This window comes from Rhodococcus sp. USK10 (assembly GCF_019378875.1).
Taxonomy (GTDB): Bacteria; Actinomycetota; Actinomycetes; order Mycobacteriales; family Mycobacteriaceae; genus Rhodococcus_F; species Rhodococcus_F pseudokoreensis.
In genome coordinates this window covers 935,698-948,665 of the sequence record NZ_CP076047.1, presented here as the reverse complement: position 1 = coordinate 948,665, position 12,968 = coordinate 935,698, and the positions used below count along the sequence as shown (strand labels likewise).

Annotated in this window: 10 protein-coding genes and 2 pseudogenes; 9 read left to right on the top strand and 3 right to left on the bottom strand. The window is 64.3% G+C overall.

The features are described 5' to 3' along the window. Positions 1-16 precede the first annotated feature (16 nt). Entirely contained in the window at positions 17-619 is a 603-nt protein-coding gene (locus I1A62_RS04935; RefSeq protein WP_308340742.1) for a class I SAM-dependent methyltransferase, read from the bottom strand. 621 nt (positions 620-1,240) lie between these two features. On the opposite strand from I1A62_RS04935, the gene I1A62_RS45935 reads away from it, so the two are divergent. Both I1A62_RS45935 and I1A62_RS04930 read left to right on the top strand, forming a co-directional pair. Continuing rightward, positions 1,241-1,369, top strand: a complete 129-nt coding sequence (locus I1A62_RS45935) for a hypothetical protein (RefSeq protein WP_257890451.1) — start codon at positions 1,241-1,243, stop codon at positions 1,367-1,369. Next, positions 1,366-2,115, top strand: a complete 750-nt coding sequence (locus tag I1A62_RS04930; RefSeq protein WP_219454507.1) for an MBL fold metallo-hydrolase — start codon at positions 1,366-1,368, stop codon at positions 2,113-2,115. Before I1A62_RS45935 ends, I1A62_RS04930 begins: the two co-directional genes overlap by 4 nt. 185 nt (positions 2,116-2,300) lie before the next feature. Here I1A62_RS04930 and I1A62_RS47060 read toward each other — a convergent pair. Then, a pseudogene (locus I1A62_RS47060) lies at positions 2,301-2,420 on the bottom strand (saccharopine dehydrogenase); the annotation flags it as partial. A gap of 43 nt (positions 2,421-2,463) precedes the next feature. Between I1A62_RS47060 and I1A62_RS04925 the strand changes: the two are divergent. Further along, positions 2,464-3,564 (top strand): IS630 family transposase, encoded by a 1,101-nt coding sequence (locus I1A62_RS04925; RefSeq protein WP_219455113.1) that lies wholly within the window; start codon positions 2,464-2,466, stop codon positions 3,562-3,564. Here the strand turns inward: I1A62_RS04925 and I1A62_RS04920 are convergent. Then, a pseudogene (locus I1A62_RS04920) lies at positions 3,562-4,718 on the bottom strand (trans-acting enoyl reductase family protein); the annotation flags it as partial. The gene I1A62_RS04925 and the pseudogene I1A62_RS04920 sit on opposite strands and share 3 nt — an antisense overlap. An 850-nt stretch (positions 4,719-5,568) precedes the next feature. Here I1A62_RS04920 and I1A62_RS04915 point away from each other — a divergent pair. The 6 genes from I1A62_RS04915 (at position 5,569) to I1A62_RS04890 (ending at position 12,952) form a co-directional block, all read left to right on the top strand. Continuing rightward, on the top strand, positions 5,569-5,886 hold the full coding sequence (locus tag I1A62_RS04915; RefSeq protein WP_141472128.1) for a 2Fe-2S iron-sulfur cluster-binding protein: 318 nt from the start codon (positions 5,569-5,571) through the stop codon (positions 5,884-5,886). Between the two features lie 27 nt (positions 5,887-5,913). Next, on the top strand, positions 5,914-7,356 hold the full coding sequence (locus I1A62_RS04910; protein ID WP_219454505.1) for an aldehyde dehydrogenase: 1,443 nt from the start codon (positions 5,914-5,916) through the stop codon (positions 7,354-7,356). Positions 7,357-7,533: 177 nt separating this feature from the next. Further along, entirely contained in the window at positions 7,534-8,457 is a 924-nt protein-coding gene (locus tag I1A62_RS04905) for a LysR family transcriptional regulator (RefSeq protein ID WP_219454504.1), read from the top strand. 225 nt (positions 8,458-8,682) lie between these two features. Then, positions 8,683-10,284 (top strand): GMC family oxidoreductase, encoded by a 1,602-nt coding sequence (locus I1A62_RS04900; RefSeq protein ID WP_257890450.1) that lies wholly within the window; start codon positions 8,683-8,685, stop codon positions 10,282-10,284. Between the two features lie 97 nt (positions 10,285-10,381). Then, the gene (locus I1A62_RS04895) at positions 10,382-11,683 is read left to right on the top strand and encodes a cytochrome P450 (RefSeq protein ID WP_219454502.1); all 1,302 of its coding nucleotides are present in this window, start codon (positions 10,382-10,384) and stop codon (positions 11,681-11,683) included. Between the two features lie 3 nt (positions 11,684-11,686). After that, positions 11,687-12,952 carry an NAD(P)/FAD-dependent oxidoreductase gene (locus tag I1A62_RS04890; protein WP_219454500.1) on the top strand — a complete coding sequence of 422 codons (1,266 nt, stop codon included), beginning with the start codon at positions 11,687-11,689 and terminating at the stop codon, positions 12,950-12,952. Positions 12,953-12,968: the final 16 nt, after the last annotated feature.

Below are 12,968 nucleotides of genomic sequence, written 5' to 3'. Positions count from 1 at the left end.
GGGCCGTTCGTCGTCGCTACTGCGCCGGGATGCGCCGCGGCCGGTGCGCAGCAAAGACCGCCACCGTTCCGACCACGGTGATATCGACGGTCTCGAATGCCGCCGACAGCGCGGTACGCAGGCCGCCGGGGTCGTCGGCACTGTTGTCGAAGACCTTGATCGGTCCGTTGTAGAGGGCGCAGAGGGCGCGGCCGAAGAGGTTGTGCTGCACACCGGTCCCGAGGATAGTGGAGCCGAAGAAAACCCCGTCAGCGGCGACGACCTGGGCGATGTGCCCGAACGCTTTCCCCTTCTGCGCCCAGGTTCCGGGGACGCAGTGGAACACGAAGTTCGCTGCCACGGAACCGAATACACCCACAGTGGGGTCGATGGGGGCGAGGATGCTTCCGGTGTGGACCTCCGGGGTGATGTTCCGGTCGGCGAGCCTGCCGGCGGTCATCGCCATGGTGTTGGTGCCCAGGTCCATCAGCGTGATCTCGGGCGCCGCGGCCGGATAGGTGGCCTGGTGGAGGTACCAGCCGGTGCCAGGACCGATATCGAGGTGACGACCGCCCAGGTGGGTGTCGTAGTGGGTGAGGAGCCGTTCTCGGGGACAGCGCCAGGCGTAGTGTTGCTCCACTTCAGGACGAAGGTGTCATACGCCGCCAAGACGGCGCGGCTGTACTTGCTGGCTCCGTCCTTCTCCGCCTGAGTGACCTCACCAGCAGCCATCTGTCCGCGTTCCTCTGATCGTTGATATGCGAAGCCGAACCCCCGCAGGCCGGGGACGATCGTAACGGTCACAGCGCTCACGGTCTGGATCCAGTGGAGGGACATGCCGTTTCGCCAGTTCACGACACCTCTACATGTCGCGGCAATGACGATTGCTTACTCGGCGGGCGCCGGCGTGGTTTGGGGATGTCAGTGCGCGCCCCCTGCCCGGGCCTGTTGTTCGCCCACTCAACGATCTCCGAGCGCTTCCAGCACTTTCCGCCGAAGTTGAAAAAAGTGCCCACAGTCACATTGCCCGAGCGTGAACGCCACGAACTCCTCATGCCCCCGCCAGTCACGTCGAACCGCTGAGCGCAAAACCATTCCACATATGGCGCCGTCGAGTAGCCAGCACCGCCGGTGACACCGACACGGCAACAAAACCATCGGCACAGCGACAGATCGACCCACTACGCCACCGCGTCAACCCCCTCACCACCTCGACCACGTACCCTGCCCGCTGGAGTAAGCACACAAGAGGAGAGACCGCATGGGAGTCGGATCGGTGCACGAAACGCTCGTCGACTACGACGGAATGAACTACCGCCGGGCGTTGGGCGCGCAGGTCACCACAGACCCGCGACACGACTTCGGCATGCCGGCAGTGGTCACCCGATGAAGCCCGCCGAAATCGCCGACGGCGTGTTCTTCGTGCACACCGAGATGGTCAACTGGGTGCTGCTCACCGACGGCGACGCGGTGACCGTGATCGACACCGGGTACCCGGGGCAGCGCGGTGACGTCGAGGACTCGATCCGAGCGATCGGACGGGATCCTCACGGCATCGAGGCCGTGCTCATCACCCACGCGCATGTCGACCACATCGGGAGCGCACAATATCTCGCCGAGACCTACGGGGCGCCGGTACTGGTACACCCTGCCGAGGCAGCTCACGCCCGGCGTGAATGCCATGAGGTCGCGACACCGTGGGATGTGCTCAGCAATATCTGGCGACCCGGGGTCCTGCCGTGGGCGGTCAAGCTGGTCCGGCTGGGTGGCACGGCCAAGTACGGCGTCGACTCCCCCACGCCGATGCCCGTACCCGGCGCCCTGACCTGCCCGGGTGCGCCGGTCCCGGTTCTCGTGCCCGGCCACACCTCCGGTCACACCGTCTACCACCTTCCCGCTCGCGGTGTGGTGATTTCCGGGGACGCCCTGATCACCGGGCACCTGACCTCACCGGTCTCCGGGCCCCAGCTGCTGCCGCAGTGGTTCGACCACGACCGCGGCACGGCCGCGGAGTCATTGCGCATCATCGGGGAGTTGGACGCCGACATCCTCCTACCCGGACACGGGCCGATCCACCACGGATCCGTCGCCGAAGCAGCCGCAACCGCACGAGAACGCGTCGGCGCCACCCCGTGAGGATCGGATCGCACCGACGCGAGACCTCCGTTCCCACAAGGCCTTTCGCGCAAACTACCCCGTCCGACGAACGGCTACACGTCGGGCCTGGCCGCCCTAATTGCACGCAATGCAGACAATGCGTGCCATCGGAAGGCTTTGGGTGGGCGAGTTCTGAGCGTGTGGTCCTCGCCAGCCGAGGCGCATCAGAGCTTTCGGGCGGAAATTTCCACCCCTGCCCCGCGCAGTCGTTCGACGAGCACGTCGCCGAGCGCGGTGGCCGGGGTGAGGACACCGGCCTCGTCGGGGAGCCGGTCACGGTCTAGTGGTCCGTCTGCGAATTAGTGGAGCGTTTTGTATAGTCGCTGCATGGTTGCAGCGGCGTTGTCTGTCAGTGACGAACAGCGGGCGGAGTTGAGGCGGATGGCGGTCTCGACGACACTGCCGCACCGGAAGGTGGTCCAGGCGCGGGCCTTGCTGTGGGCAGGCGACGGAGTCGCCAATGCCGAGATAGCCAGACGTTGCCAGGTGACTCCGGAGGCGGTGCGGCGCTGGCGCTCTCGCTTCGCAGAAGAGGGAACTTCCGGGGTCGGGACGGTCGCGAAGGGGCGAGGCCGCAAACCGAGCTTGCCGGCGGGCACAGTCGAAGAGGTGCTGCGGTTGACCCATCAGGAGCATCCGGCGGACGGCTCGACACACTGGAGCACCCGGACGATGGCCGCCCGCGTCGGGATCGGTAAGGACTCCGTTGCCAAGATCTGGGCTGATCACAATCTCAAGCCCTGGCGGGTCGCGACGTTCAAGATCAGCAACGATCCGCGATTCGAGGAGAAACTCGTCGATGTCGTTGGGCTGTACCTGAACCCGCCCGCGCGGGCGGTGGTGTTCTCGTTCGACGAGAAGACGCAATGCCAGGCGTTGGACCGCACCCAGCCGTCGCTGCCCATGAAGCCAGGACGCGCCGGGACGATGACCCACGACTACAAGCGCAACGGCACCATCGATCTGTTCGCGGCGATGAACGTCGGCACCGGGGAGGTCCTCACAGACCTCCGCAAGGGCCACGCCGGAGCCGATGTGCTGCGGTTCTTCAAGCAGATCGACGCCAGCGTCCCGCGCTCGCTCGACGTTCACGTCGTGCTCGACAACCTGTCCGCGCACTCGACCCCGGAAATCAAAGCGTGGTTGGCGCACAAGAACCGTCGCCGGTGGCACCTGCATTACACCCCAACGTCGAGTTCCTGGCTGAACCTGATCGAACGCTGGTTCAAAGAACTGACCGACAAGCGGCTGCGCCGCGGCGTCTTCACCAGCGTCAACGACCTTGCCGACGCGATCACCACGTGGGCACAACACTGGAACGAGGACCCCAAACCCTTCGTGTGGAAAGCGACCGCGGAAGACATCATCGCCAAAGTTCAACGCGGCCGCACCGCCCTCCACAAGATCAAATCGCAGACAGACCACTAGGACCAGGCTCAGGGCCGACTCCCCCAGCAGGACCGCGGTGGCCCGGTAGCCGGGATCGCCCTGCGCCGTCACCCGGGACGCGTACCGGGCGCCGGTCGTGGTGGTGGTGTAGATGTCCATCGCGAAGTAGCCGTTGTTCTGGGTCTTGTCGCTGGGGCCTTCACCGGGTGCGGGGAGGATGCGGTCGAGGACGTACCGGGTGGGCGCAACGCTGAGCCCGAGGACGAGCCCGCCGAGGATCGCCGCGACACCGGCCGCGTAGACACGGGACAGGCGCGAGTCACCGACGCTCATCACCTCGCGGTACCTGAACGTCCGGCCGTACACACCCACCCTTGGAGTGCGTTGCTGCGCCGCACGATGCGGGTGTTGTACGAGCCCATGACGAACGGGGCCTTCCACCCGCGTACCTGCGGGTCGATGTCCGCACCGTCGATCACGGCGACGTCGGATTGTCGGCCGAGATCGGGTTCGGTCGTCCGGTCCGGGCTCAGCGAGTACGGGGAGGCGGCGAGCCGCCGCAACGCCGCATCGCCCCGGGAGACGTCAATCTGGGTGCGCAGCGAGTCGATCGTCCCGCCCGAGACGCCGCCGCTCAGCGACGCCACCAGCGTGGTGTCGGACAGTTCCCCCGCATCGTCGGCCTGGACTTTCTGGTGCAGGACGTGCACGCCCAGATCGGAGGGAATCGAGTCGTAGCCGCAGGAGTGCACGATCTGCACACCGTTGGCGCGGGCCTTGTCGTGGTGGGCGTCGATGCTTGCCCGGACGAACAGCACCTCTCCGGTCAGATCCACATAGTCGGTGCCGGCCGCAACACAGGCGGCCACGAGTTCGGTGCCATACTTCGCGTACGGTCCCACCGTGGTGGCGACAACCCGTGTGCGGGAGGCGAGCTCGGCGAGCGGGACAGGGTCGTCGGCATCGGCATCGGCATCGGCATCGGCATCGGCATCGGCGATGACGATCGGCCAGTCGGCGGCGCGGGGCCCGAGCGCCGCCCGCGTGGCCTCGAGTTTCGCCTGCGACCGTCCGGCGAGAGCGATCCGCACACCGTCCGGGGCGGTGCGGGCGAGATAGTCGGCGAGCAACCTTCCGACGAACCCGGTGGCACCGTAGATGACGAGATCGAGTTCGCGTCCGCTGTCAGTCATGCGCGAGCCTACAACCGCAGCCGATCACACAGAAGAGGTAGCCGTAACCCGGCGTAACCACATACCAGCGGCGTGGGGTCAACATCCTCGGGCCGAAGCGAAGGGGACGTGTCATAACCCCCGGTCAAGATTCGTTCACGACGCTTTGGGTGCAGATGACAACGCGCACTCGATGAGTCGTCCGGTTCCGACATGGGTGTGGCCCGGCATCGGGGGGTGATGCCGGGCCACTGGGGGTGTTTTGCGAACAAAATCTGGGGGATGCTCAGCAGAACAACCCCGAGTTTACGGATCGTCACCGACAGACGAGTGCGCGGCCGCGACACCCCGTCAGCAGACAGGCTTGAGAGGAGTGAACCACCGGTCCGCCTGCGGTTGCGCACCGGAGCAGGGCGGGATTCGCACTGTCAGCCCGCACGAGACTGGTGGTGTGCGGTATTCGAAAAGATGCGGTATTCGTCCACCTGTGGCACGTGGGTCAGCCCAGTCCCATCCACTGCCGTTGCAGGCTCGATCAGCGCGTACCGCCATTCGTCCGGAATGGGTAAGTACCAAACCCAGGAGAACGCCCTGCCGGCATCGCACCGAATGAAATTAATGACAGTGGCGGGGTCGTGCCGAACGATCACCTGCCCTCGGGCGATCTCGCCGGAGTCCCCCGAGCCACTGCGAGACACCGCCGACGTACTAACTGACGAGGGATGCTCGTTGGGCATCGCGTGATGGCGATTTGCTGCCTACCGACGCTCCGGCGTGTGACCTACGTTACGAACTAGAAGCAATGCGCGGCGGGGCAATGCCACGGTCGGCGCAAATGTTCCATCGTTTCCCGAAGCCCAACGGAGTAGCTATGCCCCACATCAAGTTCCTCAACAACGGCGAAGAATCGTGCATCCACGCGGACACGGGTAGCACCGTGATGTCGGTGGCCACCATGAACAACGTCAACGGGATTGTGGCGGAGTGCGGCGGAGGTTGTTCGTGCGCGACGTGCCACGTGTACGTGGAAGGTGGGTGGTTCGACAAGCTCGAGCCCGCCGCCCCGGAGGAACTCGAGCTCCTGGAGTTCCTTGAAGGCGTACAGCCCAATTCGCGTCTGTCGTGCCAGATCGCGGTGGATGCCGAACTCGACGGTCTGACCGTCAGCGTCCCGCCGCAGCAGGGCTGATCGTTGACTACACCCCAGGAGAACACAGTGACGACCAATTTCGACACCCTCTACATCGGCGGCGACTGGACAACCCCGTCAAGTCCGTCAACATATACCGTCGTCTCCCCCACCACTGAAGAGGTCATTGGTTCGGTTCCTGAAGGCACCGAAGCAGACATTGATCGCGCAGTCGATGCCGGTCGGGCGGCATTCGACGATCCAACGGGTTGGTCGCAGTACGAGCCTCACCGCCGTGCCGAGATCCTCGAACGCTTCGCCGACGCACTCGACAAGCGCGGAGCCCGCACCGCCGAGGCGGTCAGTCGGCAAAACGGGATGCCGATTCAGACCTCACAGAGCATGGAAGCCGTCTTCCCCGCGCTACTGCTGCGGTACTACGCCGGTTTGATCAAAGAATCGACCGACGAGCGCCGCCCCGCGATGTTCGGTGGTACGACCGTCGTACGCCGGGAACCGGTCGGTGTCGTTGCCGTGATCGTTCCGTGGAATTTCCCTCAGGCACTCGCATTCATGAAGGTCGCACCGGCTCTTGCGGCGGGTTGCACGGTAGTGATGAAGCCTTCCCCGGAGACAGTCCTCGACTCATACGTCATGATCGAGGCCGCTATGGAGGCTGGCCTTCCGGCCGGAGTGCTGAACGTAGTGCCGGCGGGCGCCGTTGTCGGTGCCCATCTCGTGGCTCACCCGGGCATCGACAAGGTCGCCTTCACAGGGTCCACCGCCGCCGGCCGGAGCATTGCGGAGACCTGTGGGCGCCTTCTGCGGCCGGTCACCCTCGAACTCGGCGGCAAGTCGGCCGCCATTGTTCTCGACGACGCCGATCTGGGCAGCCGGCTCGGCGACTTCTTTCCCGCGACGTTGTTCAATAACGGGCAGACATGTCACATCGGCACCCGCATTCTTGCGCCTCGTACTCGATACAGTGAGATCGTCGATACGATCTCAGACTTCGCGGCGAGCCTGACCGTCGGCGACCCACTCGATCCAGCCACTCAGATCGGTCCTCTGGTGTCTGCGCGACAACGAGAACGCGTCGAGTCATATATTGCTAAAGGAACCGCCGAGGGTGCGCGCGTTACCGCCGGAGGTACGAGGCCGTCGGATCGCGATCGCGGCTACTTCATCTCGCCGACGGTGTTCGCCGACGTTGACAACCGCCACACCATCGCCCAGGAAGAAATCTTCGGACCGGTGCTGGCGGTAATTCCTTACGACGATGTCGACCATGCGGTCGCGTTGGCCAATGACAGCGAGTTCGGCTTGGGTGGTTCGGTGTGGAGTGAAGACCCAGAACGGGCACTGTCGGTAGCCAATCGCGTTCGCACCGGCAGTGTTGGCATCAACTCCTACATCAACGACCCTGCCTCACCGTTCGGCGGAATCAAGGCAAGCGGTATGGGACGGGAGTTGGGGCCGGAAGGGCTGGCTGGCTTCCAACTGCTCAAGTCGGTGTATTCCGCGCCGTAGATCGGTACAGCGGCTCGGATGAGTTAACGAAGTCATCCGAGTCGCTCCCGAATTCCGAGCGACAATCGTCTCGAATCTGCGCATCTCCTTGCCTCCGACAGTGTCGGTGATCACACTTACGAGGAGTCGGGTTGTGATCCCGAGCATGTTTGGGTTCATGGCGAAGGAGTCGCTCAAATGGATTTACAGCAGTTGGAGATGTTCGTCGCGGTTGCCGAGGAGGGAAGCATTCACGGCGGGGCACGTCGACTGCTGATTGCCCAGCCTGCAGTGTCCAAGGCGCTGCGTAAGCTCGAGCGTCAACTCGGTACCGCACTGCTGATCCGGTCCCCGCAGGGAATCGGACTCACCGTGGCGGGGGAGGTTCTACTCACTCAGGCCCGGGAGATTCTCGAGCGCATGGGCCGCACCGTCGAGATAGTCCGTAAGGCAGGCGAGCCCGGACGTGAACTGGTAATCGGGCTCATCGCCGGTGTTGTGGCGGCAGCGGAATTGACCAAAGAGATCGTCCGTCAGTACCGGGTCGATCGGCCGGATGTGTCGCTGACGCTGCGCGAACTCAACTTCCCCAATCAGTTCACCGCGATATCCGATGGGCTCGTCGACGTTGCTCTGGTGCGTCCACCTTGCCCCACCCCGGACATCGCACTGACTCCCCTGTTCGACGAGCCGATCGTGCTCTGCTGCCGGCAGGACCATCTGTTCGCAGACAAAGACCGCCTTGAGATCGCCGACATTATCGACGAGCCGATGCTGGACATGCCCGATGCACCCACACCATGGACTGATTTCTGGCTGCTGGTCAACGAGCGCCACGGACGGCCGCCCACGGAGCAGTCTGTACGAACTCTCTCCGAGATAGGCCTCGCCGTCGCCTGTAGCCATCGGACGGTGACACCGCTGGTCAGCAGTGCCTGGCGCCTCGGACTGGACCCGTCGTCGCTGAGCACAGTCCCCTTGCGTGATGGGCCCCGATCGATCGCGGCGGTGGCTACCGCTCGTGGTGACTACCGCGATGAGGTCTGCGACTTCGTCGCCACGGCGGTGCGCGTGACCCGGCATCGAGTCAGCGACATTCCCGATGCGAACCTGCTCGCCTGACTTTTCCTCATCAGGAGCGGGCGGCCGTATCCTCGTCAACATTTCGTGATTCCCGTACGGCATCACGCGATGCAATCTTGCATCTACCCGCCCCCTGGCATGTGACATAGATTACTAGCAATGGCGCGGTGATCCGAGGCCTCATTCTCTGAATCCTTTCTGCCGGAACGGCTTAACGACCACATCCGGCGACCGGGACCCTTCAACTTTCGATGGAGACCTGTAGTGAAGCAGTGTGACTACCTGATTGTCGGAGCCGGCTCGGCCGGCTCCGTCCTTGCCGACCGGCTGAGTGCCGATGGATCGCGCGTCCTCGTCCTCGAGGCCGGCGCTTCCGACGATGACGCCATGGTGAAGATCCCTGCTCTGTTCGCCGGGATGTTCCAGGGCCCTAACGACTGGAATTACAACTCCGAGCCCGAGCCTGGGTTGCATGGGCGGCGCCTGTTCCTCCCGCGCGGGAAGATGCTCGGCGGCTGTTCATCTCTCAACGCCCTCATCTACATGCGCGGCGCACGCACGGACTATGACCGCTGGGTCAGCGACTTCGGCGCCACCGGCTGGTCGTACGACGAGGTTCTGCCGTACTTCAAGCGGTCGGAGAACAATGCCGAGATTCACGATGAATATCACGGACGTGACGGTGGTTTGCACGTAACGCGGGAGCGGTGGCTTTCTCCGCACGCGGAGCCTTTCATCGAGGCTGCCGCTGCCAGCGGCATTGCCCGCAACGATGACTTCAATGGTGCTCAACAGGACGGGACGGGGCTGTTCCAGGTCACCACGCACCGTGGTCGGCGTTGCTCGGCGGCAGATGCGTTCCTGCGTCCTGCAATGGAGCGACCCAATGTCGAGGTCGTTACCGGCGCTCTCGTGCGGCGCGTCGTCCTCGACGCGGGCCGCGCGGTGGGTGTGGAGTACATCGAGAACGGCTTCTTGCACACGGCGGTCGCCGATCGTGAGGTGATCCTCAGCGCCGGGGCCTACAACTCCCCGAAGATACTCATGCTCTCGGGAATCGGCCCGGCCGATCATCTGCGTGACATCGGCATCGACACGGTCGTCGATTCTCCGCACGTCGGCCAGAATCTGCAGGATCACCCATTGACGTTGCTGCACTGGGATACCGACAGTGCCGACACACTGGGAGACCTGGCCCAGCCCGCTTATATGGATCAGTGGCTTGCGGACGGCACGGGTAAGTTGAGTTCGAACGCCGCCGAATCCGCGGTGCTGTGGCGATCCGACTCCTCACTCCCCGCCGCTGACTTCCAGATGGTGTTCGTCCCCGGCTATTTCTGGGACCACGGTTTCCGGCGGCCGACGGTCGGCGGTGTCACGATCGGATTGTCCTACAACGGGCCGTCCTCGTCCGGTTCCGTGCAACTGCGCTCGTCCGATCCGACGGCCCCTCCGCGGATCGTCAGCAATCTGCTCTCGCAGCAGTCCGAGGTGGACGCGGTTCTTCGCGCGATTGGCTTGGCCGAAGAGATTGCGAGTCGACCGGAATTGTCGGCGACGTTCGGCGAGCGGGTCAACCCGGGGCGCAGTGTCGGCAAGGCCGAACTCGCCGCATGGGTGCGTGCCGACACCCAACACATGTACCACCCGACCAGCACTTGCCGGATGGGTGTTTCGGGGGAGGGCGTGGTCGACCCGGATCTGAAGGTGTACGGAGTCGAGGGTCTGCGAGTCGTGGACGCTTCGATCATGCCGAGAATCGTGTCCGGCAACACCAACGCTCCGGCGATCATGATCGGTGAACGAGGAGCCGACCTGATCCTCGGCAAGTCCAGCAACGTGGCCGCCGAGGCTGTCGCTGTATAACCCCAAACGTCACGAAACACGCGCTACGTCAGCAATTTTAGATTCTTCTGTACAACGATCCGGTCGTTCACTTCGACCGGAGGAGGTATTGAACACCATGACTGCACACCTGACCGAGCAGGACTACCGCGTTCCCGAAAACATCGCGAAGGCGGTCATACTGCCGGACTCCTACACCGACGAGCAGGCCGTCACATATCCGGCCTTTGCCTGGCTTCGTGCGAACAATCCGTTCGGTCTCGCGCATGTCGAGGGGTACGATCCGATCTGGCTTGCCACCAAACACGCTGACATCATCGAAATCGAAAAGAACCCAGCGGTGTTCGCCAGTGGATTGGACGAGCCGAACATCAACGACAGTGCGAGCGCGGGCTTCCTGAAAATGGTCAACAGCGACGGGGGTCGCACTCTGGACACGCTGTCCTACATGGATGCGCCGGAGCACACCAAGATCAAGAACGTCACGAGCGCCTGGTTCATGCCGGCGAGTGTGCGCAAGCGTGAGGACGATATCCGCAAGTTGGCCAAGGAGGCGGTTGACCGGCTGCTCTCGTTCGATGGTGAATGTGATTTCGTCAAGGATTTCGCCATCTTTTACCCGCTGCGGGTCATCATGAGCCTGTTCGGGGTGCCGCCGGAGGACGAGCCGAAGATGCTCACCCTGACGCAGGAAATGTTCGGAACCGCCGACCCGGACACCCAGCGGGCGGACATGGTGCCGGAACCCGATGCGATGGCCCGAATGTGGAAGGCCGCTATCGACGATTTCTCCACGTACTTCAACGATCTGGCCGCCGAACGCCGAAGGAACCCGACCGATGACCTCGCCTCGATCATCGCCAACGCCAAGGTCGACGGCGAGTACCTCTCGCCCTCGTTCATCAACGGCTACTACATAGCGATCGCCACGGCCGGTCATGACACGACCTCGTCGACGGTGTCCGGTGCCATCAAGGCACTTGCCGACTGCCCCGATCAGCTCGAGAAGGTCCGTGGTGACCTGTCGCTGATTCCCACGCTGGTGGAGGAAGCCGTCCGGTACATCTCTCCGGTGAAGCACTTCAAGCGTGTCGTCACCGAGGACCACGAGTTCCGTGGCCGCCAGCTTCACCGTGGTGACGGTGTCATGCTGCTGTACCCGTCCGCGAACCGGGACGAGGAGGTCTTCGACAACCCGGATCAGTTCGACATCACCCGTCGCCCGAACAAGCACCTCGCCTTCGGTCACGGTCCGCACATGTGCATCGGTCAGCACGTGGCCAAGCTGGAGATGCGGATCCTCTTCGAGGAGCTGCTCCCCCGCATCCGCAAGGTCCAGGTTGTGGGTGAACCCAAGTATGTGGCAGCCAACTTCCTTTCCGGTCTGAAGTCCCTTCCGGTCAGCATCACGAAGGCCTGACCGATGAGTAAGCAAACCTCCGTGGTCGGCGCCGTCATCATCGGCGCCGGCCACGCCGGCATCACCGCCGCGGCACTGCTTCGCCAACGCGGATTCGACGATCCGATCACCATCGTCGGGGACAGTGAACACCTGCCTTATCACCGCCCCCCGTTGTCGAAGTCCTACCTGTCCAGCCCCGACGGCGCGCTGGATCCGCTGCGCCCGTCCGAGTTCTACCGCAGCGAGGGCATCGACCTCATTCGCGGACAGCAGGTTTCGTCGGTCCATACGGACCGGAAGATGGTCCGGCTCGATGAGGGAACGACCCTCGAATACTCATCGCTGATCCTGGCCACCGGCGCCCGTCCACGAGATCTGACCATCGCCGGCTCCTCCCTGCGTGGTGTGACCAGCCTGCACAACTACGAGGACTCCCTGGCGCTGCGCGATCTGCTCGGCGCCGGCCCGGGAACCAAGGTCGCCATCGTCGGCGCCGGATACGTCGGCCTGGAGGTGGCGGCGGCGGGCCTCGAGCACGGGGTGGACGTCACCGTCGTCGAACGCGCCGACCGCGCGTTGGGTCGAGTCGCCAGCCCGGACCTGTCGGCCTGGCTGTCGGGATATCACCGCGACCGAGGCACCCGCCTGCTGACCGGCGCAGATCTGCAGGAGTTGCTCCCCGGGGAGGACGGGGCGGTCCGCGCTCTCCGCCTGGCAGACGGCACGGTAATCGACTGCGACGGCGCGCTGGTGGGGGTGGGTGTCCTCCCCTGTGACGGGTTGGCCCGCGCGGCCGGCATCAACTGCGACAACACGGGCGTGGTCGTCGACGCCCGTGCTCGTACGTCCACGCCGGGGGTGTACGCGATCGGCGATGTCACGAGTCGGCCGGTTCCTCCCTACCCTGGCCGGTTCCGTCTCGAAAGCATCCCCAGCGCTACCGAGCAGGCCGGCCAAGCCGTTGCCGCCATCCTCGGGTTGGACGCTCCCAAGCCGGAGGTGCCGTGGTTCTGGTCGGACCAGTTCGATGCCAAGATCAAGATCGCCGGTCTTCTGGTGGGCGCAACGACGGCGGTGGTTCGCGGCAACCCCGCAGACGATCGCTTCGCGGTGTTTCATCTCGCCGACGACGACACGGTGCGCGCCGTCGAAACGGTCAATTCGGCACCCGAGTTCATGGCCGGCAAGCGTTGGATCGCCGACGGTGTCCGCGTCGATCCGCGGCGCATCGCGGATCAGTCCATCGGCTTGCGTGAAGTGCCGTCCGGCACGCCGGTCCGTTCCTGATCCGTCGGATACCCGC